Annotated in this window: 19 protein-coding genes; 15 read left to right on the plus strand and 4 right to left on the minus strand. The window is 69.2% G+C overall.

The features are described 5' to 3' along the window. Positions 1-5: 5 nt before the first annotated feature. The gene (locus IEX71_RS04275; RefSeq protein WP_188835669.1) at positions 6-623 is read right to left on the minus strand and encodes a nitroreductase family protein; all 618 of its coding nucleotides are present in this window, start codon (positions 621-623) and stop codon (positions 6-8) included. A 201-nt stretch (positions 624-824) separates the two neighbouring features. On the opposite strand from IEX71_RS04275, the gene IEX71_RS04280 reads away from it, so the two are divergent. The 7 genes from IEX71_RS04280 to IEX71_RS04310 are packed head-to-tail and all read left to right on the plus strand — an operon-like array spanning position 825 to position 9,898. Beyond that, a complete protein-coding gene (locus tag IEX71_RS04280) occupies positions 825-1,331 on the plus strand; it encodes an RNA polymerase sigma factor (RefSeq protein WP_188835670.1) in 507 nt (168 codons plus the stop codon). Next, entirely contained in the window at positions 1,328-2,803 is a 1,476-nt protein-coding gene (locus IEX71_RS04285) for a beta propeller repeat protein (protein WP_188835671.1), read from the plus strand. The genes IEX71_RS04280 and IEX71_RS04285 overlap by 4 nt, the downstream gene beginning before the upstream one ends. A gap of 52 nt (positions 2,804-2,855) precedes the next feature. Then, positions 2,856-5,567 (plus strand): bifunctional acetate--CoA ligase family protein/GNAT family N-acetyltransferase, encoded by a 2,712-nt coding sequence (locus IEX71_RS04290; protein WP_188835672.1) that lies wholly within the window; start codon positions 2,856-2,858, stop codon positions 5,565-5,567. Between the two features lie 5 nt (positions 5,568-5,572). Then, positions 5,573-6,181 (plus strand): DUF5998 family protein, encoded by a 609-nt coding sequence (locus tag IEX71_RS04295; protein ID WP_188835673.1) that lies wholly within the window; start codon positions 5,573-5,575, stop codon positions 6,179-6,181. Continuing rightward, complete coding sequence (locus IEX71_RS04300) at positions 6,178-7,326, plus strand: alkaline phosphatase family protein (protein ID WP_188835674.1); 1,149 nt, start codon at positions 6,178-6,180, stop codon at positions 7,324-7,326. Before IEX71_RS04295 ends, IEX71_RS04300 begins: the two co-directional genes overlap by 4 nt. Positions 7,327-7,362: 36 nt before the next feature. Then, positions 7,363-8,088: a thymidine kinase gene (locus IEX71_RS04305; protein WP_188835675.1), complete on the plus strand. Its 726-nt coding sequence runs from the start codon at positions 7,363-7,365 to the stop codon at positions 8,086-8,088. Positions 8,089-8,095: 7 nt separating this feature from the next. Beyond that, complete coding sequence (locus tag IEX71_RS04310; protein ID WP_229749449.1) at positions 8,096-9,898, plus strand: MFS transporter; 1,803 nt, start codon at positions 8,096-8,098, stop codon at positions 9,896-9,898. A gap of 9 nt (positions 9,899-9,907) precedes the next feature. Here the strand turns inward: IEX71_RS04310 and sepH are convergent, their stop codons facing one another. Next, positions 9,908-11,368: a septation protein SepH gene (gene sepH / locus IEX71_RS04315; RefSeq protein WP_188835676.1), complete on the minus strand. Its 1,461-nt coding sequence runs from the start codon at positions 11,366-11,368 to the stop codon at positions 9,908-9,910. A 227-nt stretch (positions 11,369-11,595) separates the two neighbouring features. Between sepH and IEX71_RS04320 the strand changes: the two genes are divergently transcribed. The 6 genes from IEX71_RS04320 (at position 11,596) to IEX71_RS04345 (ending at position 15,711) form a co-directional block, all read left to right on the plus strand. Then, positions 11,596-12,807 (plus strand): ferrochelatase, encoded by a 1,212-nt coding sequence (locus IEX71_RS04320; RefSeq protein ID WP_188835677.1) that lies wholly within the window; start codon positions 11,596-11,598, stop codon positions 12,805-12,807. Between the two features lie 5 nt (positions 12,808-12,812). Then, entirely contained in the window at positions 12,813-13,652 is an 840-nt protein-coding gene (locus tag IEX71_RS04325; RefSeq protein ID WP_188835678.1) for an inositol monophosphatase family protein, read from the plus strand. Positions 13,653-13,824: 172 nt separating this feature from the next. Continuing rightward, positions 13,825-14,124, plus strand: coding sequence for a DUF4193 domain-containing protein (locus IEX71_RS04330; protein WP_188835679.1), 300 nt, complete (start codon positions 13,825-13,827; stop codon positions 14,122-14,124). A 3-nt stretch (positions 14,125-14,127) separates the two neighbouring features. Then, a complete protein-coding gene (locus IEX71_RS04335) occupies positions 14,128-14,289 on the plus strand; it encodes a hypothetical protein (protein WP_188835911.1) in 162 nt (53 codons plus the stop codon). 58 nt (positions 14,290-14,347) lie between these two features. Continuing rightward, positions 14,348-15,241: a DUF3710 domain-containing protein gene (locus tag IEX71_RS04340; RefSeq protein WP_229749450.1), complete on the plus strand. Its 894-nt coding sequence runs from the start codon at positions 14,348-14,350 to the stop codon at positions 15,239-15,241. 92 nt (positions 15,242-15,333) lie between these two features. After that, positions 15,334-15,711 (plus strand): OB-fold nucleic acid binding domain-containing protein, encoded by a 378-nt coding sequence (locus IEX71_RS04345; protein ID WP_188835680.1) that lies wholly within the window; start codon positions 15,334-15,336, stop codon positions 15,709-15,711. Positions 15,712-15,916: 205 nt separating this feature from the next. Here the strand turns inward: IEX71_RS04345 and IEX71_RS04350 are convergent, their stop codons facing one another. Beyond that, positions 15,917-16,615, minus strand: coding sequence for a potassium channel family protein (locus IEX71_RS04350; protein ID WP_188835681.1), 699 nt, complete (start codon positions 16,613-16,615; stop codon positions 15,917-15,919). Between the two features lie 37 nt (positions 16,616-16,652). Further along, a complete protein-coding gene (locus tag IEX71_RS04355; RefSeq protein WP_188835897.1) occupies positions 16,653-17,315 on the minus strand; it encodes a potassium channel family protein in 663 nt (220 codons plus the stop codon). 130 nt (positions 17,316-17,445) lie between these two features. On the opposite strand from IEX71_RS04355, the gene IEX71_RS04360 reads away from it, so the two are divergent. Next, the gene (locus tag IEX71_RS04360; RefSeq protein WP_373284548.1) at positions 17,446-19,449 is read left to right on the plus strand and encodes an APC family permease; all 2,004 of its coding nucleotides are present in this window, start codon (positions 17,446-17,448) and stop codon (positions 19,447-19,449) included. Further along, positions 19,446-20,765 (plus strand): class I SAM-dependent RNA methyltransferase, encoded by a 1,320-nt coding sequence (locus IEX71_RS04365; protein ID WP_188835682.1) that lies wholly within the window; start codon positions 19,446-19,448, stop codon positions 20,763-20,765. The genes IEX71_RS04360 and IEX71_RS04365 overlap by 4 nt, the downstream gene beginning before the upstream one ends. The last annotated feature ends 144 nt before the right edge of the window (positions 20,766-20,909 follow it).

The raw sequence follows: 20,909 nt of genomic DNA on the forward strand, positions 1-20,909 counted from the left end.
GTCGATCATGCTAGGTCGGCCGTGGCACCGAACCGGCCGAAGTGCGCGACCTCTCCGAAGTCGCGACGGCGCACCGCACGCGTGCTGCCGGACGGCCTCGACTCGGCCGGGTGACCGACCGCGACAACGCCGACGATGCCCCGATCAGCAGGTATGCCGAACTCCTCGCGCACCGCGTCGAGGCGCTCCACCGGGACACCGAAGAAGAGCGCGCCGAGGTTCTCGTCGGCGGCACCGAGCAGCATCAGCATCGCCGCCATACCGGTGTCCACGTCCCAGTAGGGCACCGGCCAGTGTTCCTCGGACTGGTCTTTCCACGGTTTGTCGTCGCGGGCATAGCGGCGCAGGTAGGCGTTCTTGTCCGAGCAGCAGACGATCAGCACCGGCGCCGCGCTCACCCCGCGCAACCAGGCGTCGGGTATGCCGTCATCGCTGGTCGCCGCCCAGAACGCGTCACGTTCGTCGCCGCGCAACACCAGGAAGTCCCAGCCCTGGCTGAACCCCGCGCTGGGTGCCCGCACCGCGAGCTCCAACAGCCGCAGCACGGTCTCCTCGGGCACGTCCCGGTCGGCGTCGAAACGGCGCACCATCCGGCGGCGCAGCACGGCATCTCGCAACTCCATGCCGGCCAGCCTAGGTGCGGAGCGCGGTCGAGCGGGCGGGTTAGGCTTTCGGCTGGCCGGTGGTGATTCGAGGACCGGTCAACAACGCACATGTGGTGGGCAACCAACCGCGCAGGCCGGTGCGGCGTCCTCTCGGGTATGACGGCGACGATCATCGGGCAGCGCGCGACTGCCTGCGTCCCACGGGAAAGGTGGCGATGGGTGGCTTCGGGGGAAGCAGCCGTCGAGAGCGCCGTCCGCGAGGTGTATGACGCACACTTCGGGCGGCTCGTCGGCTGGACCACGCAGTTGATCGGCGACCGTGACCTGGCCCACGACGTGGCCACGGATGCGTTCGTGAAGCTGTTGACGCACTGGCACTCGGTGCAGGATCCGCGCGCCTGGCTCTATACCGCTGCCGCCAACCAGGTCCGCGACCACTGGCGCAAGCGTGGCCGCGAGGCCTCGGCATACGAGAAGTTCGTCGCCGGCAGTGCCCGGGCCGTGGACGTCGCGGACAGCGGCCTGGACCCGGCGACCCGGCTGAGCGTCCGTGACGCGGTCGAGTCGTTGCCGGAGCGGTTCCGGCTGGTCGTGCTGCTGCACTACTTCGCCGACCTGTCGGTCGCGCAGGTCGCGGCACAGACCGGTAAGAGTGAGGGCACTATCAAGCGCGACCTGCACGATGCACGCAAGCAACTGGCACAACGGTTGGAGGTGACTCGGTGAACGACTCTCCCCTGAACGACTCTCCCCTGAACGACGGTCACAACCACGGTGAGCCGTCGGATCAGCGCGACGCCGTGGCCGGCTTCTTCGCCGCGGCGCGCTCGCAGGTGCGCGATCAGCCGGCGACCGACCTGGACTGGCAGCGCATCGTGCACGAGTCGCGCCGGTCCTCCCGCCGCCGCAACCGGCTGGCACTGTTGTCCAGTGCCGCGGTCGCGATCATCGCGATCTTCGCTGTGTTCCTCTGGCAGCAGAACGGCATGGGCGACGGGGTGCGGCGCGGTGAGGCGATCGTCGGCGGCAACCCTGTGACCACCGGTGAGCCGACGTCCAGTCCGTCCTCGGTGTCGTCCGCGCAGCGCCCGACCACCGTCCCGGACAGCTTCCGCACGTGGTCGGTCAGCAACGCAGGGCAGAGCACCGTCTACGCGCTCGGTGCCCAGGACTGCGAGGGTGACGACGCCTGCCCGGTGCTGCTGCGCTCGGGCACCAACGGCAGGACCTGGACGGCGGTGCACCGGTTCGACGGCACCGACGTGTCCGCCGCGACCGGCACCGACGTTCCCCAGGTGCAGCCGGAGCGTGCGGTCACCCAGACCCGATTCGCCACGCCGCAGACCGGCTACGTGTTCGGCGGCGACCTGTGGGTCACTCGTGACGGTGGCGCCAGCTTCACCAAGATGAGCCACCCGGGTTCGACGGTGTTGGACGTGGAGATCAACTCGCAGCACGCGGTGCTGCTGAGTTCGGACAACTGTGGGCAGGGAGTCTGCAACGGGCCGGTCTACGTCACGCGGTTCGACCCGGCGAAGGGCACCATCACCGGCCCTGACGCGCAGGTCACGCCGCGTGCGCAGGTCAGTGCCGGGACGGTCACCGTCCAGAACGACCAGGTCATCGTGCAACTGACCGCTGCTAACGCCGGCGCGTCGATCGCGCCGATGCGGCTCGACGACAAGAAGCTGACCACGCTCAACGCGCCACCGGCGTGCTCCGGAGCCGCCCTGCAGTCGGTGACCCCGGCCACCAACAGCAAGCAGCTGCAGCTCTTCGCCCTCTGCAACCCGCAGAAGGCGGGCAACAGCCAGACGTCGTACACGATCGTGCGCAGTGACGACGCGGGTAAGTCCTGGAGCAGCGTCTCGCGCGGGGCGCTCATCCTGGCTCGACTCGGTGATGTGTGGCTGGCCGCGGCGGACAGCAAGCACCTGGTCGCTTCCGCCGGCGGACCTCGCGAGAGCACGGGCGTCCCCGCCCCGAACGGTGACGACAGCCTGATGGTGTCGAACAACGGCGGTAACGGCTTCGGCGCGGCCACACCGCCCAAGGGCCAACAGCTGCCGGGCACCGGCTTTGACTGGACCGCCAGCGCCGGCGGCGGGATCGTCTACGCCGTCCCGCGCACCACCCACGGATTCTGGATGACCTCCGACTACGGCACGAAATGGACCGTGGTCGACCCGAGGCACTGACACCGGTGTCCTCCGCCGGGACCACCGGACCCCGACCTGGCATGCTCGGAGCATGAACTCGACCGACGACAGGTCCGCGGACGAGCTGCCACCGGGCTATCCCCGCGAGTGGGAGGCCGACGTGGTCCTGCGCGACGGATCGGTCGCCCAGGTCAGGCCCATCCGCCCGGACGATGTCGAGCTGTTGCAGGAGTTCCACGAGCGGCAGTCGGACGAGTCGATCTACCTGCGCTTCTTCGCACCGCTGAAGCACCTGTCGGACCGTGAGGCCACGCGCTTCGCCAACGTCGACTACAGCCAGCGCGTCGCGCTCATCGTGGAGGCGGGCGGCCGGATGGTCGGCGTCGCACGCTACGACCGGCTCACCGGACCGGACGGGCCGCAGGCCGAGGTCGCGTTCAACATCGCCGATGACTTCCAGGGCCGTGGCGTGGGGTCGGTGCTGCTGGAGCACCTCGCGGCGATCGGTGCGGAGGCAGGCGTGCAGGAGTTCGTCGCGGACGTCCTGCCACAGAACCACAAGATGATGGGCGTCTTCACCGACGCCGGGTTCGAGGTGCGGCGCCGGTTCGACGACGGCGTCATGGCGCTGACCTTCCGGATCGAGCCGACCGAGCAGTCACAGGCGGTCCGCACGGCGCGTGAGCAACGCGCCGAGGCGCGCAGCATGCGCTCGCTGCTCGCACCGTCGTCGATCGCGGTGGTCGGGGTCGGTTCCCGGCCGACCGGCCTGGGCCGCGGCGTCTTCGAGCACCTGCAGGCTGGCGGCTTCACCGGTGCGTTGTATGCCGTCAACCGCAACGTGCACCACGAGATCCGCGACGTGACAGTGCATCCCAGCGTCAAAGATCTGCCGGGGCCCGTGGAGCTGGTGGTGATCGCGGTGCCGGCACCGGAAGTGCTGCAGGTCGTCCACGAATGCGCGGAGCACGACGTGAAGGCGCTGGTGGTGATCTCCGCCGGGTTCGCCGAGGCAGGACCCGAGGGGGAGCAGTTGCAGGCCGAACTCCTCAGCACCGCCCGGCGGCACGGCATGCGAGTGGCCGGCCCCAACTCCTTCGGCCTGATCAACACCCGCGAGGACGTGCGGATGAACGCCACCCTCGCCCCGGAGATGCCAGGTCGGGGACGGTTCGGTCTCTTCGCGCAGAGCGGTGCGCTCGGCATCGCCGTGCTCGACTTCGCCGAGCGGCGCGGTCTCGGTCTGACCGACTTCGTGTCGACCGGCAACCGCGTCGACGTCTCGGGCAACGACGTGATGCAGGCCTGGATGGACGACGACCGGACCGAGGCCGTCGGCCTCTACCTGGAGTCGATGGGAAACCCTCGCAAGTTCTCCCGGATCGCGCGTCGGTTGTCGCTGCAGAAACCGGTCATCGTGGTCAAGTCCGGTGTGTCCTCGTACGGCGTGCCACCGGGGCACCGGGTCCGCCCGACGCACATCTCGCCGGACGCGTTCTCGTCGATGCTGCGCCAGGCGGGCGTCATACGCGTGGAGAACCTGCACCAGATGTTCGACGTCGCCCAACTGGTGGTCAACCAGCCGATCCCGCAAGGGCCGCGGGTGGCGATCGTCGGCAACTCCGACGCCCTCGGCGCGCTCGCGGCAGACAACGCGATCAGCCTCGGCCTGCAGATCACCCATGGTCCGGTGAACCTCCCGGCGGAGTGCACCCCCGAGCAGCTGGAACAGGCGGTCGACGCGGCGTTCGCCGACCCGGATGTCGACAGCGTGGTGACCGCGTTCATGCAGCCGGTCATCATCCAGGGCATCGGCCTGGCCACTGCGCTGGCGAAGGTCTCCGCCCGGCACGAAAAGCCGTGTCTGACAACGTTCTTGGGCATCAGCGGGGTCAGTGAGGTGTTGGCCGCGCCCCATCCGGAGACGCAGATCGAGAAGTTCGTGCCGTCCTATGCGGTGCCCGAGGACGGTGTGCGGGCGCTCGCGGCGGTCACCCGTTACGGGGAGTGGCGCGGCACGGATCGTGGAACCCCGGTGCTGCCCGAAGGCATCGACCGGCGGGCTGCCGAGCACCTGGTCGATCGGGTGCTGGCCGCCTCACCCGACGGGCGGCCGCTGACCGCACCCGAGGTGCGCGAACTGCTCGCGGCATACGGCATCGACGTGTGGCCCTACACGTCGGTGCGGTCCGCGGACGAAGCGGTCCAGGTCGCCGAAGAAATGGGCTACCCGGTGGTCGTCAAGTCGGTGTCGCCCCTGGTGCGGACCCAGCCGGTCACGGCGGTGCGCGCCGATCTGACCCACGCGGCAGCCGTGCATGACGCCTACACGACGCTGGACGAGCGCCTGCGGCCGTTGCACGCCAACCGCTTGGTCGTGCAGCGTATGGCGACCCCCGGCATCCCGTGCATCGTGGCGACCGGTGAGGACCCCCTCTTCGGGCCTGTGGTGCGCTTCAGCCTCGCCGGCGCGCCGACCGAGGTGATGGGCGACCTGGCCTACCGGATCCCGCCGTTGACCGAGGTGGACGTGCGTGACCTGATCAACTCCGTGCGGGCGGCGCCGTTACTGCACGGACGCGGCGGTGGGCTGGCGGTCGACCAGGCCGCGTTGGAGGACGTCGTCGCCCGCATCTCGGTGCTCGCCGAACACCTGCCCGACGTGGCCGCGTTGGAGCTCAACCCGGTCAACACCCACGCCGGGGGACTCGAGGTGCTCGGAGCCACGGTCACCGTCGCGCCACCCGCCGTGCGCACCGACTCCGGACGTCGCTCACTGCCAAGAGTGAACCTGCGACAATGACCGACATGTCTTCGTCCAGCAAGCAGATCACCGCGTCGGCGTTGCCGACCGGCCTCCTCGCCGACATCGAGCAGGCCGGCTACTTCCCGCTCCTGGTCGCCGATGTCGTGGCCGCCGCGGTCGGCAGCGAGAGCATCACGTCCCACCTGGTGCACGCGGAGACGACGATCGACGCCGAGACCGTCCGGCGGCACGTGACGGTCTTCGTGCTGACCGACAGCCGGCTGATCCTGGCGCACGCCGACGACCACGCGCCCACACCGGACTCGCCGGTCCAGCACCTCGGGATGGTCGCCACGGCGACCAGCGAGACGGTCCCGCTGTCCTGCGTGCGCGGCGTCATGCTCGGCCGGGTGGTGCCCGATCCCGAGCGCTATGTCGAAGGGTCCTTCGGCCGCGAGGTGACCCTGACGATCTCGTGGGGCGCCGTGTCCCGGGTCGACCTCCTGCCTGCCAACTGCGCCGACCCCAACTGCGACGCCGACCACGGCTACGAGGGCACGATCACCGGCGATGACGTGACCGTGCGGGTCAGCGCCGACGCCGACGGTGACGACAATCTGCAGCAGGCACAAGTGTTTTCGACGGCGCTCTCCGCCGCCATCGGCCGGTGATCCCGCAGGCGCTTCCGTCATACGACGGCACCGGACTGGCCGGGGTGCTGCCCCGCGTCGTCCGGTCACTGGGCGGGCCGCAGCTGCCGGCGGCGACCGGCGCGCGACTGCCGGCGGCCACGCGAGCCGTGGTCGTGCTCGCTGACGGGCTGGGCGCCGATCTGCTGCGCCGACGCTCCGGCCACGCACCGTTCCTGCGCGCGTCGGCCGCTGCCCAGGATCCCGCCGTACCCGGGGTGCTCACTGCCGGCTTCCCGTCGACGACGGCCACCAGTATGGGCACCTTCGGCACCGGACTGCCGCCGGGCGCGCACGGTCTGGCCGGCTACCAGGTGCGCGTGCCCGGCACCGATCGGCTCTTCAACGAGCTGGACTGGATCGGCGGCCCGGATCCCGAGCAGTGGCAGCCGCACCGGACGATCTTCGAGCAGACGACCGCGGCCGGGATTCCGGTCACCATGGTCGGTCCGGCCAAGTTCGGTAGCTCCGGACTGACCAGGTCGGCGCTGCGCGGTGCGCTGTTCGCCGAAGCGCGCGGCCTGTCCGCTTCGGTCGACGCGGCCGTGCGCGCCGCACGGGCGACCCCGCGTGCGCTGGTCTACCTCTACTGGGGCGATGTCGATCGCACCGGCCATCAGCACGGCTGCGAGTCATGGCAGTGGGGCGAGTCCGTCGAGCTGCTCGACGGGGAGTTGCGCCGGCTGCGCACCATGCTGCCGGATGACACGTCGCTGACCGTGACCGCCGACCACGGCATGGTCGACGTGCCCGCCTCGGCGAGGACCGATGTCGCCACCGACCCCGAGCTGCGGGCGGGCGTCGAGCTGGTCGGCGGCGAGCCACGTGGTGTGCAGCTCTACTGCCGGCCCGGTGCCGTCGCCGACGTGATCGCTGCCTGGACGGCGCGCGTGGGTGACGACGGCTGGGTCATGACCCGGGACGAAGCCGTCGCCACCGGACTCTTCGGACCCGTCTCGCCGGACGTGCTGGCCCGCTTCGGGGACGTGATCGTCGCGGTGCACGCACCGGTCAGCTTCGTGGACAGCCGGGTCATGAACTCCCGGATCATCGCCCTGATCGGTCAGCACGGATCACTCACCGACGCCGAACAACAGGTGCCCTTCATCCACCTCCCGGCACGGTGAGCACCGGACCGAGGGCGCCTCGTAGGCTGTCCGATCGTGGCTGAACTCGTCTTCTTCTCCGGCACGATGGACTGCGGCAAGTCCACCCTCGCGCTCCAGATGGATCACAACCACCGCAGCCGCGGCCGTCGCGGCCTGGTGTTCACCAAGCTGGACCGGGCCGGCGCAGCGGTGCTGTCCTCCCGGCTGGGACTGTCGCACGAGGCGGTCGAGGTGGACGACTCCCTGGACTTCTGGGAGGTCGTGGTCGAGCAGGCCACCGGCGGCCGCGTCATCGACTACCTCATCTGCGACGAGGCGCAGTTCTACACGCCGGCGCAGGTCGACCAACTGGCCCGACTGGTCGACGAGATGAACATCGACGTCTTCACCTTCGGGATCACCGCTGACTTCCGCGCGCAGCTCTTCCCGGGGTCACGTCGGCTGATCGAGCTGGCCGACCGCACCCAGGTCCCGCAGGTCGAGGCGCTGTGCTGGTGCGGGAAGCGCGCCACCCACAACGCGCGGGTCGTCGACGGCGACATGGTCGTCGAGGGGGAGCAGGTCGTCGTCGGCGACGTCGCACAGGACAGCCCCGCGGTCGTGGAGTACGAAGTGCTCTGCCGCCGCCACTACATGCGCCGGATGACGTCCCACGCCGCGCGGGCGCAGTCGGTCTCGGCGCAGGTGCTGCCCTTCGACCTGGACCTGTGCCCCCTGCCGGGTGCCGGACCGCGTGGGACCGAGCCCACTGCCGGAGATTCCGGCCCGAAGTTGGCATGATGGGAACATGACAGGCGACGCGCACTCGGGCAGGCGACGTCGCCGGGCCGAACGCGACCGGGCCTTCACCGAGCCGGTCCAGCAAACGCCCCGAACGCGGCCGATGCCGCCGGGTCGACGCACGCCTCCCGGCGCACCTCCGAGGGTCCCGCGGACGGACGGCATTCACGAGCGCCGGACGCCATACCCACCGGCCGGCGACGCCGACGAGCGGACACCTCAGCAGGATGACGGCGGCGAGCAGCACGGCGGCCGCGACACGGCGTTCGCCGCCGGGCGCGGCGTCGTGCGTGGCGCCGGCGCGATGGCCCGCTTCACGGCCACGGCCAGCAAGAAGACCGTGTATGCCGCCCGTAAAGCGAGCGAGGCACAGGGTGCGGGGGAGAGCGGTCTGGCTCGGATGATCCAGGTGCACGCCTTCAACTCGGCCGGCGATGCCACAGTGACGATCGGCCTGGCCGGCACCGTCTTCTTCTCGGTCTCTTCCGCTCAGGCCAAGAGCCAGGTGCTGCTCTTCCTGCTCCTGACGATGCTGCCGTTCGCGATCGTGGCGCCGTTGCTCGGTCCGCTGCTGGACAGGTTCCGTCATGGTCGCCGGTGGGCCATCGGTTTCACTTTGGCGATCCGTGCCTTCCTCTGCTGGGTGCTCGCGGAGACCGTCGACGACGACTCGGTGTGGCTCTTCCCGGTGGCGTTGTGCGTGCTCGTCGCGTCGCGGGCCTACCTGGTGACCCGTTCTTCGGCGGTCCCTCGCGTCCTGCCACCACAACTGACCCAGGTGAAGGCGAACGGCCGGCTGTCGTTGGCCGGCGTCATCGGCGCGGGCGTGGCCGGTGCGCTCGCCGGCGGGGCTGCGAAGCTCGGTGGTGCGGCGTGGTCGCTGCGAGTAGGTGCACTGCTCTTCGCGATCGGCACGGTGCTGGCCATTCTGCTGCCGCCACGGGTCGACTCGAGCGTCGGTGAAGAACCTGCGCCGTCCGGGCTGACCACAGGGAAGGCGACTCGACGCGGAATCGGACCGGCGGTCGTCACCGCGCTGCGTGCCAACACCGGTCTGCGCTGGCTGTCCGGCTTCCTGACGATCTTTCTCGCCTTCCTGGTCCGCAGCCACCCGTTCCCGGGCTGGGAAGGCAAGGAGACGCTGCTGTTGGCTCTCGTGCTCGGCGCCGCCGGTGTCGGCAACGCGGTCGGTACGGTCGCCGGGGCCGCGCTGAAGATCGCCTCGCCCAAGACCATCGTCCTCGCGACGTTGATCGCGGATGCGGTGATGGTGGTCATCGCCGCTGCGCACTTCACCGTCTGGACCGCGGTGGCGGTCGGTTTCGTGGCCGGCACCGGGCAGCAGCTGGGCAAGCTCGCACTCGACTCGCAGATCCAGGACACCGTCCCAGAACACATGCGTACCAGCGTGTTCGGGCGATCCGAGACATTGCTGCAGCTCGCCTGGGTCATCGGTGGCATCGTGGCGGTCGCGATCCCGACCAATGCCAGCCTCGGCATGATCATCGCGGCCGTCGTCCTCGTCGCGTGGGCGAGTGTCGTGCTGATCTGGAACAGCGGCCGGTCACTGCCGGTCCCGAAGCGTGCCCGGGCGGTGGCACCACGCGCGCCAGGACGTCGCACGCCGCCGCGGCCGCAGGACGTCGAGGCCGAGCCGTATGGCGAGGACCGCCCGTCGCCGCGATCGCACCCGCGTCCCGAACCGCAGCCGGACGAGGCGGAGACGATCAGCGTGCGTCGGAGTGCGGTGACCCGGCATCGTCCGGATGACGGCCGGCCCCGGCAGGGCCCACCGGGCGGCTGGCGCTGAGGACGCCGGTCAGTCGTGACCCGGGCGACGTCCGAACATGATGTCGTCCCAACTCGGCACGCTCGGACGACCCTTGCGGGCCGAACTCGGCCGGTCGGGGATCACGGTTTCCCGCGCAGCGCGGTCCGGCTTCCCGATGTCCTGCGTGGGAGCGGCGGCTGTGTCCTCGAGGTCGTCGTCGGACTCTTCGTCCTCGAGGTCTTCGTAGTCGAGGTCTTCGTCGGTGAAGTCTTCGGAGTCAGCCGTGTCATTACCAGCGTCGGACTTGTCGGACTCGTCGGTGGCTGCGGCCGCGGGTTTGTCAGAGTCTGCGGGGTCGTCGGAGGTTGCCGGTTCGGCGACGGCGTCGGCCGCGTCGTCGGCGTCGTCGGCGTCGTCGGCGTCGTTCGGGCCCGTGGCCTCCTCGTCGAGCGGCAGGTCCGCGAAGAGATCCGCGGTGCCGGTCACCGGGTCGTGACCCAGGTGTTCGGAAGTTGGCTGCTGCTCCGGCTCGGACTCGGCGAGCTGGTCCTCGCTCGGGTGCGAGCCCACCGGGGGCGCCTCGCCGGAGGTGTCCAGCTGCTCGCGGGGCGCGGCGTCGTCGGGGAAGTCGTGCTGCGCCGCAGGCTTGCCCTTGCGGCGGCGGTTCCTGGAGCGCTCGCGCATCGCGGCGACGAGATCGACCGGTCGCTCGGCGGGCTCGGGTGCGTCCTTGCTGCCGGCCTTGCCAGCGGTCTTCGCGGCCGGCTTGCCGGCCGGGGCCGCGGGTTGTTTCGGCACGGCGGTCGCAGATGTCCGTCCACCCCGGACCCGTCGCACCGTGGTGCCACGCGAGGCGTTCAGGCCGCCCTCTGCCTCGACGTCATAGACCGAGGAGTCACGGCCCGAGCCCGCGGAAAGCGGTCCGTGAGACCCCTCGTCCTCACCGAGCCAGCGCGCTTCGTCATCGGTCGGCTCGAGGATGCGCCCACGCACGTCGAAGTGCCAGGTGGCGCGGCGCTGCCGGCCACCAGCGGGGAAGCTGCACAGCACCGTCCAGTCGCCGTCACGTCCACGCCAGGAGTCCCACACGACGTCGTCCGGGTCGACACCGCGACCGTCGAGACGTCGCTCGGCCCGCTCTCCGAACGTCGTGTCGGTCCGGCCTGCCGCGGCGTCGCTGACGGCGATGGCCCGTGCGAGACCCGCGATGTGCTCGCGCTCGGCACGGATCGGACCCGCATATCGCTCCACCTTCTCGGCGGTCCAGTGGGCCCGCTCGGCGACATCGCGGACGGAGACACCGGCACGCAGCAGCGCCTGCACGTCGCGGGGGCGCAGTTCTTCGGGGACCGGCACGACGTCGGGGTCGGCCGACGGACCTGCCACGGCGCGTTTGACGGAGGAGCGCAGAGCATCGTCGATCGGCACCGTGAAACGGTCGTCACCGTCCTCGGTGAGAAGCAGGTGCTCGCCGTCGTCATGGACGCCGATCAGTCGCAACTCCCGCATGTGCGTCTCTCCCAGGTATCCGTGGTGCGTATCCCGTGGTGCGCCGAGTCGTGCTCGGATCCGTTGGCTGCGGCACTGCTGCTCTCAGCCGCAGCCAACCATGCCACGCGGCGCGGTACGGACACTGTAGGGCGCGCCGATCGACGGCCCGTCAGGCGTCGTACGCTGGCGTTGCCGACCTCCGGTCGGATCCCTTCACCTCCTCACGCGCCAGGAGCCACCAGACCATGTCATCGCCGATCGCGGAGCCGCCCGAACAATCCGCGCGACCTGATCGTGCCCCGGAGCCGGAGCCGGCTCCCGTGCCACCACTCGAGCCGGCACCGGCGCCGCTGAGCGAGTCCACGGCCCTCGAGCCGTATGACGCGGTGCTCGTGCTGTCCTTCGGTGGCCCCGAGGGCGAGGACGAGGTCATGCCGTTCCTGCGGCGGGTGACCGGCGGACGGGGCATTCCGGACGAGCGTCTCGCGGAGGTCGCCGAGCACTACTACGCCCGCGGCGGGCGCAGCCCGATCAATGACCAGACCCGCGCGCTGCAGAGCGCCATACGGGCGGAATTGCGGCGTCGTGGCCACTCGACCCCGGTGCTGATCGCCAATCGCAACAGTGAGCCGTTCCTGCCCGACGTGTTGCGCGGCGCGCAGGACTCCGGCGCCCAGCGAGTGCTGGTTGTCACGACGAGCGCCTACGCGTCATACAGCTCGTGCCGGCAGTATCGCGAGGACATCGCCGAGGCGCTCGAACAGCTCAATGATGAGGACCGCACGCTGCAGGTCGACAAGATCCGGCAGTACGCGACGCACCCGAGCTTCGCGCGGGTCAATGCCCGCCTGGTGACCGATGCCGTGCGGGCCTGCGGGCAGGAGGACGACGACAAGCTGCGCATCGTGTTCGTCACGCATTCGATCCCGACCGCGATGGACGACACCTCCGGGCCGGGTGACGGCGAGGGCAACCTCTACGAGCACCAGCACGACGAGATCGCCCACGTCATCCTCGACGAGGCCGGGATCACCCTCGACCGCAACCTCAGCGGCGCGCTGGTCTACTGCTCGCGCTCGGGCCGCCCCGAGCAGCCGTGGCTCGAGCCGGATGTCAACGACCACCTGCGCCAGCTCGCCGGCAGCGGGGTCACCGATGTCGTCGTCGCACCGATCGGCTTCGTCTCCGATCACATGGAGGTCGTGCACGACCTGGACACCGAAGCCGCCGAGACGGCCACCGAGGTCGGACTGCGGATGACGCGGGTGCCGACGGTGGGCACCGACTCGGAGTTCGTGATGGGCCTGGTCGACCTGGTCGAGGAGCGGGCTGCGCAAGCTCGCGGTGAGCGAGTCGATCCGATCGCCTGGCCGGGCGAGGCGATGCCCCCGATCTGCGCCGCGGGGTGCTGTCCCAACCTGCGGGCAGCCAAACCTGCCGCGTGCGGAAGGGATTGATGACGATGGCATCCGAGCCGACGCCCGAGCTGACCGCGGACGAGATCGCAGACCTCGAGACGATCGCATGCACGGTCGCCCGCGAGGCGGGCGACCTGATCGTCGAGGAACGCCCGGACCACCTCGGGGTGGCAGCCACCAAGAGCACCGCGACGGATGTGGTGACCATCATGGACAAGCGCAGCGAAGAGTTGCTGCGCACCCGCCTCGAGGCGGCCCGCCCCGGTGACGGGCTGCTGGGGGAGGAGGGCGCGTCCAGCCCCTCGGAGACCGGCGTCACCTGGGTCGTCGATCCCATCGACGGCACCGTCAACTACCTCTACCAACTGCCCGCGTATGCCGTCTCCGTCGCCGCCTGCATCGGCGACGTGCACACGCCGGGGGCGTGGCGTCCCGTCGCAGGGGCGGTGCTCAACCCGATCACCGACGAACTCTTCCACGCCGGGTTGGGTCGTGGAGCGTTCCTCGACCATCGCGGTCGCTCCTCCGCCATACAGGTGACGTCACAGAGTGACCTGGCGATGAGCCTGCTGGCGACCGGTTTCGGATACGACGTCGACAAGCGCAAGCGACAAGCCGCGCTCGCTGCGGAGATGACCGGACTGGTCCGGGACATCCGCCGCGCCGGCAGTGCCGCGCTCGACCTCTGCTCGGTGGCGGCCGGACGGCTGGACGGCTACTACGAGGCGGGGCTGAACCCGTGGGACCTCGCTGCCGGGTGGCTGATCGTGACCGAGGCAGGCGGCCTCGTCCAGGGCAGGGCGGGCGGCGCCCCGACGGCCGACCTGGTGGTCGCCGGGGGTGCTGAGCATGTCGCGCTGCTGGCGCCGCTGGTCGACCGCTGAGGCCCTGCCGGAACAAAGATCGGACCCCGCCTGTTGTCGCCGTACTCCGATGGGGCAAAATCCCCGCGGTCCGGGCACAAATCGTGAGTCTTCAGCGTTACTTCGCGCGAGGACGCTGAAAATTCCGCCCGCAAGTGCATCCAGGGCGACGAGGAGACGGGAAAGACAGGCAATGGCAACAGATTACGACGCTCCACGAAAGACCGACGACGACATCGAGAACGACTCGATCGAGGAGTTGAAAGCACGCCGCAACGACAAGAGCACGTCGAACGTCGACGTCGACGAGACCGAGCAGGCCGAAGGCTTCGAGCTGCCCGGCGCCGACTTGTCCGGCGAGGAGCTCTCGGTGCAGGTGATCCCCCGTCAGAACGACGAATTCACCTGTTCCAAGTGTTTCCTGGTGCATCACCGCAGCCAGCTGGCCAAAGAGGTCGGCGGACTGCCGGTCTGCACGGAGTGCGCGGCCTGACACATGCGGCAACTGCAGATGACGGTGCGGCAGCTCGACGCCGAGTTGCCGCCGCCGTCATACGCACGGCCGGATGACGCAGGCGCGCACCCGGCCGATTCGCTTCCGGAGTCCGTCCGGGGCGACACTGGATATGGAGACGGCGGCTGCTTCGGCGGCCACTGATCTTCGCGAAACACCACAGACCGAACAAGCAACCACCACCCAAAGGGGCGCGAGCGCAGTGGCACTCTTCCGGCGCAAGGCCAAGGACGCGGAGGCCGAGACGGCCGACGTCGCTACCGAGGCCGAGGACACCGAGGTCGAGCAGGTCGACGAGTCCGGCGAGGGCACGGCAACCGACGACGCGGCTGTCGGCGACGACCCGTCCGACGCAGACGAGGCGTCCGACGCAACGGACGACGAGACGGCCGACGACCACCCGGAGCGCCTGCCACGACCGTATGACCTGGACCGCTCCAACGGCCCGTTCGACCGCTCCGAGATCGACGACCTCGACGGTCACCTCGACTTCGGCGCGGTCGCGATCACGCCCGTCGCCGGCATGGAGCTGCGACTGGACGTCGACGACGCAGGCCAGGAGATCACCGGCATCACCGCCGTGGTGGACGGCGCGGCGTGCCAGCTGCAGGCGTTCGCGGCGCCCAAGAGCAAGGGAGTCTGGGACGAGATCCGCGACGAGATCGCCGACAACCTGCTCGGTGGTGGCGGCACCGCCGAGGAGAAGCTCGGACCGCTCGGCATCGAGTTGCACACCCGGATGCCCACCAAGGGCGCCGACGGTCGGACGACCTACGCGCCGGCCCGGTTCGTGGGTGTCGACGGTCCACGCTGGTTCCTGCGGGCAGTCCTGTCCGGCAACGCCGCGATCGACCAGGCCGCCGGGGACGAACTCGTGGAGTTCCTGCGCCACTCGGTCGTCACTCGTGGCACCGAGCCTCGCGCGCCCCGCGAGATGCTGCCGCTGCAGATCCCGCAGGAAGTGCAGACCCAGGTCGACGCCGACGCTGCCGAGGTCGACCCCAATGCCAAGCCGGATCAGACCGGCGACAAGTCGGACGCCGTCGACGACTTCAAGCCGTTCGAGCGTGGCCCGGAGATCACCGAGGTTCGTTGACATGGAAGTTGATTCCACACGAACTCAGCGGGCTTGCGCCACCCTCGCGTGGCAGGGAGCCTGCGACCTCGACGCGAGAGTGGAGTAAGCCCGTGAGCTGGAAGACATCTCTGGGGAAGGTCACGGACCGACTGACCAAGTCGGACGACGTGCTGGAGAGCGACGACCTGCAGGCGACCACACGCAAGCTCGGTGCGACACCGATCTGCGACGCGGCAGACCGGTCGATCGCCTGCTGCTGTGGCACCGTGCGCAGCGTCAGCCTGCGCCCTCGCGCGGATTCGGTGCCGGCCATGGTCGCCGACCTGGACGACGGCAGCCGCACCATGAACCTCGTCTGGCTGGGTCGCCGGAAGATCGCCGGCATCGAGCCTGGCACTTACCTGAAGGTCACCGGCCGGGTCGCCTACATCAAGGGCGTCCCCACGATCTTCAACCCGTCCTATGAGATCAAGAACGGCGTGCACTGAGCCTTTTGCTTCGACTCCTCGCAACAGACTGAGGGCGGCTCAACGAACAAGTTCGTTGAGCCGCCCTCAGTCTGTTGGTCGTCGTCTCGCGGGCGTCCCGGCTGTCGTTCAGTCGGCTTGGTCCGGCCTGTTGCGTGGCTCGGCTTGTCGTTCGATCGGGTGGCCTTTGCCTGTCACCGGACGGGTTGGCGTCGTCTCGCGGGACTCAATCGCCCGCAGGGGAGTGCGTGCGGATCTGGTCCGCGGGGCGGCCGGTGAGGACCGCGCCCAGCGACTGCTCGGCTTCGGGCGTCGCCAGCAGCAGCAGCTCGTCGCGCGCCTCGATCGCGTCGTAAGGGCCCGGTGCGATCGGCACCTCGTCCCGGATGATGCCGACCAGGACACACTCGGGCGGCAGCTTCAGCTGACCGACGGCGACGCCGACGTTGGGGCTGTCGACCGGGACGGTGATCTCGACCATCGTCGCCTTGCCCTGCTGGAACTGGAACAACCGGACCAGGTCGCCGACGCTGACGGCCTCCTCGACGAGCGCGGTCATCAACCGTGGCGTCGACACCGCGACGTCGACGCCCCACGCCTCGTCGAACATCCACTCGTTCTTCGGGTTGTTCACCCGGGCAACGGTGCGATTGATGCCGAACTCGGTCTTGGCGAGCAGTGAGACGACGAGATTGACCTTGTCGTCACCGGTCGCGCACACCACGACCTCACAGGTCTCCAGGTTGGCCTCGCGCATGGTCGAGAGCTCACAGGCGTCGGCGAGCAACCACGACGCGTCGGGCACCGAGTTGGATCGGTCCTCGTCGGCATACTTGTCGATGATCAGCACCTGGTGACGACGCAGTATCAACTCGCGGGCGATGGATCGGCCCACGCTTCCCGCTCCGACGACAACAACTCGCATCTGACGAATCTCCTTGGGATTGCTGCTGTTTCGTGGGTCAGTCGACCGGTTTGGTGGACTTGAGCAGCTCCTCGACCTGCTGCACGCGGGCAGTCGGCAGACACAGGTGCAGCAGGTCGCCCTCCTGGAACACCGAGTCGCTCTCGGGCACCATGCCGTCGCCCAACCGGGTCAGGTAGGCGACGCGTGACCCGGTCGCCTCCTCGATGCGCTGCAACGGCGTGCCGATCCACGAGGAGTGCGGCGGGATCTCGGCGAGCATCACCTTGCCGCTGGCGTCGGTGTGCTCCGGCAGGGCGCCCATCGGCAGGACCTTGCGGACTATCTGATCGCTGGTCCATCGCACCGTCGCGACCGTGGGTATGCCGAGCCGCTCGTAGACCTCGGCGCGACCGGGGTCGTAGATGCGGGCCACGACATGCTCCACGCCGAAGGTCTCTCGGGCCACCCGGGCGGCCAGGATGTTGGAGTTGTCACCGCTGCTGACCGCGGCGAAGGCGTCGGCCCGTTTGATGTCGGCGCGCAGCAGTGTCTCGCGGTCGAATCCGATGCCGGAGACCCGCGACCCCTCGAAGTTGGGACCGAGGCGGCGGAATGCTGATTCGTCGCGGTCGATGACCGCGACCTGGTGACCGTGCTTCTCCAGGCTCAGCGCGAGCATGGAGCCGACACGACCACAACCCATGATCACGAAGTACACACAGGAGACGCTACCGGAGCGGCTGCGCCATACGTGCACCACGGGTTGCCGACGGACGGTGACGAACATTCCGTTCGCAGGGTGACTGCGTCGTCCGGCCGGCGACGGCGCGGCCCTACACTTGCGCGTTGTGTCTGGGACCAGTCGCGCGCTGAAGCGCATCGTCGTCGGTCGCGCGATGCGCAGCGACAAATTGGGTGACACGCTGCTGCCCAAGAAACTCGCGCTGCCGATCTTCGCGAGCGACGCGTTGTCGTCGGTCGCCTACGCGCCCGACGAGATCCTGCTGACCCTGGGACTCGCCGGCGGTTCGTTCGCCTTCACGCACTCGTGGCAGATCACTCTCGGCGTCGTGTGTGTGATGGCGGTCGTCGTCGCGTCGTACCGGCAGAACGTCCACGCCTACCCGTCCGGTGGTGGTGACTACGAGGTCGCCACCACCAACCTCGGTCCGAAGGCGGGGCTGACTGTCGCGTCGGCGCTGCTGGTCGACTACACGCTCACCGTCGCGGTGTCGATCTCCTCCGGTGTGCAGAACGCCGCATCGGCGATGCCTGCGATCCACGGGCACGAGGTGATCGTCGCCGTCCTGCTGATCGTCGGACTGACGGCGATGAACCTGCGCGGGGTGCGCGAATCGGGCAACTTCTTCGCCATACCCGTCTACCTGTTCATGCTCGGTGTGATCGCGCTGGCCATCGTCGGAACCCTGCGCAAGCTCACCGGTGACCTCCCGCTCGCCGAGAGCGCGAAATTCACCCTGGCGCCCCAGCCGCACATGGACACCCTCGGCCAGGTCGCCCTCATCTTCCTGTTGCTGCGTGCGTTCTCCAGCGGTTGTGCGGCCCTCACCGGCGTCGAGGCCATCTCCAACGGCGTGCCCGCCTTCAAGAAGCCGAAGAGCAAGAACGCCGGCACGACGCTGCTGCTGATGGGGTCGATCTCGGTCGTCATGCTGGTGTCGATCGTGACACTGGCCAACTGGACCGGCATTCGCATCCAGGATCCGGACCACCCGGGCAACCTGCTCCTGCACGGCAAGCCGGTGACCGGCTACAACGAGGACACCGTGCTCGGTCAGCTGTCGCATGCGGTCTTCCACGGCTTCCCGCCCGGCATCATCTTCCTCGCCGTCGTGACCGGTGTGATCCTGGTGCTGGCGGCCAACACGGCGTTCAACGGGTTCCCGGTGCTCGCGTCGATACTCGCCCGTGACGGGTGGCTGCCTCGCCAGCTGCACACCCGTGGCGACCGGCTCGCCTACTCCAACGGCATCCTCATCCTCGCCGGCATGGCCATGCTGCTGGTCGTCGTGTACGACGCCGAACCGACCCGTCTGATCCAGCTCTACATCGTCGGTGTGTTCGTGTCGTTCACCACCAGCCAGATCGGCATGATCCGCCACTGGAACCGCAATCTGAAGGCGGAGGACCCACCCACGTCACCGGCGCGGATGAAGCGGGCACGCGTCATCAACGCCATCGGCGCCGCGATGTCGGGCACGGTGCTGGCGGTCGTGCTGCTGACGAAATTCACCCATGGCGCCGGATACGCAGTGGCAGCGATGGTCGTGCTCTTCGCACTCATGGTCCAGATCCGACGGCACTACACCCGCGTCAGCCAGGAGCTGCAACTCGCCGAGTCCGCCGACGACCAGTTGCTGCCCTCCCGGGTGCACGCGATCGTGCTGGTCTCCAAGCTGCACAAGCCGACGATGCGGGCGCTCGCTTACGCGCGGGCGACCCGGCCGTCGGTTCTCGAGGCGATCACCGTCGACGTCGAGCCGGACGAGACCCGGGCGCTGCAGGAGGAATGGGAGCGTCGCGAGATCCCGGTGACGCTGAAGATCATTGCTTCGCCATACCGGGAGATCACCCGCCCGATCATCAAGTACGTCAAGACGATTCGCCGGGACAGCCCGCGTGATGTCGTGATGGTCTACATCCCCGAGTACGTCGTCGGTCGGTGGTATGAACAGCTGCTGCACAACCAGTCCGCACTCCGCCTGAAGTCGCGGCTGCTCTTCACACCTGGTGTGCTGGTCGCCAGTGTGCCGTGGCAGCTGCGCTCCAGCCAGGGGCACGAGTCGCGGCTCGACGGCCCGGCACCCGGTTCGGTCAGGAGAGGTCGATGAACCAGCAGAAACGTCCGGCATCCAGACGTCGCAGCAATCAGCGACGAGGCAACAAACGCGTTGCCACACAAGGAGATTCGCTGGTCGGCACCGAGTTCGAGGTCGAGGTCGGCGACGTGGCGCACGGCGGTCATTGCGTCGCACGGCACGACGGACGGGTCGTCTTCGTCAGGCACGCGCTGCCGGGCGAGCAGGTGGTGGCACGCGTCACCGACGGAGGCACCACGTCGCGCTTTCTGCGGGCCGACGCGGTGCGCATCGTGCAGGCATCACCCGAGCGACGCGAGGCCCCCTGCCGGTTCTCCGGCCCCGGCGCGTGCGGCGGGTGCGACTGGCAGCACACGTCAGCCGCCTTCGGGCGTGAGCTGAAGACGCGCGTGGTGCGCGAGCAGCTGCGTCGGCTGGCCGGCATCGACTGGCCGGGCGTCGTCGAGCAGGTCCCTGGTGACGAGGACGGCCTGCGGTGGCGGACCCGCGTGGAGTTCTCGGTGTCGCCGGACCGACGGCTCGGTCTGCGCAAGCATCGCTCGCACGACATCGTCCCGGTCGACGACTGCCTCATCGCGGTGCCGGAGATCGCGGCCACCGGACTGCTCGAGGAGCCGGCCGAGCCGGACACGACCGGCGTCGACGTGGCGGTCGCCGCTGACGGCGAGGTCGTGGCCGTCGATCTGCCGGTGCGTGACTCAGGCATTCCGAACCTGGTCGAGCGGGTTGCTCCGAACGGTCTTTCGGCACGAGGCTTCCGGGTCTCCGCACGAGGTTTCTGGCAGGTGCACCCCGGTGCGGCCGCGACGTTCGTCGGGGCCGCACTCGACGGGCTGCAGCCGAAGCCCGGGGAGCGGGCGCTCGATCTGTATGCCGGGGTCGGTGTGTTCACCGCGTTCCTGGCCGAAGCCGTCGGGCCCGAGGGGCTGGTGCTGGGGCTGGAGGGCGACTCCCGTGCCGTGCGCGATGCCGGTCCCAACATCGCCGGTTTCGGGCACGCAACGCTGGAGCGCGCCGACATCGGCCACGACGGTTGGGGATCCGTGGTCGATGAGACGCTCGATCGGGTCGACCTGGTCGTGCTCGACCCGCCGCGGTCCGGCGCAGGTCGTGCCGTGGTCCGCGACGTCCTGGCCCGTCGGCCGCGGAGGGCGGCATACATCGCCTGTGACCCGGCGGCACTGGCGCGCGACCTCGCGTATGCCGCGGAGTCCGGCTACGAAGTGGTGTCGCTGCGTGCGTTCGACGCCTTCCCGATGACGCACCACATCGAATGCGTGGCGATCCTGGAGGCTGCCGGCGCCGTCGCCGACCAGATCCGGCGGTGAGGTCAGATACGCGTGATCGGTGGCAGGATCAACGGTGTGGGCGGTCGCCGGCGTTGGTTAGGCAGACCTTTGCTGAAGTCGCGCCATACCGTGTGATTAAATTATCTTGACGTCAAGATAAAGCCGTCCATGAGTGCCAGAGAC

This window comes from Flexivirga endophytica (genome assembly GCF_014640635.1).
Lineage (GTDB): Bacteria > Actinomycetota > Actinomycetes > Actinomycetales > Dermatophilaceae > Flexivirga > Flexivirga endophytica.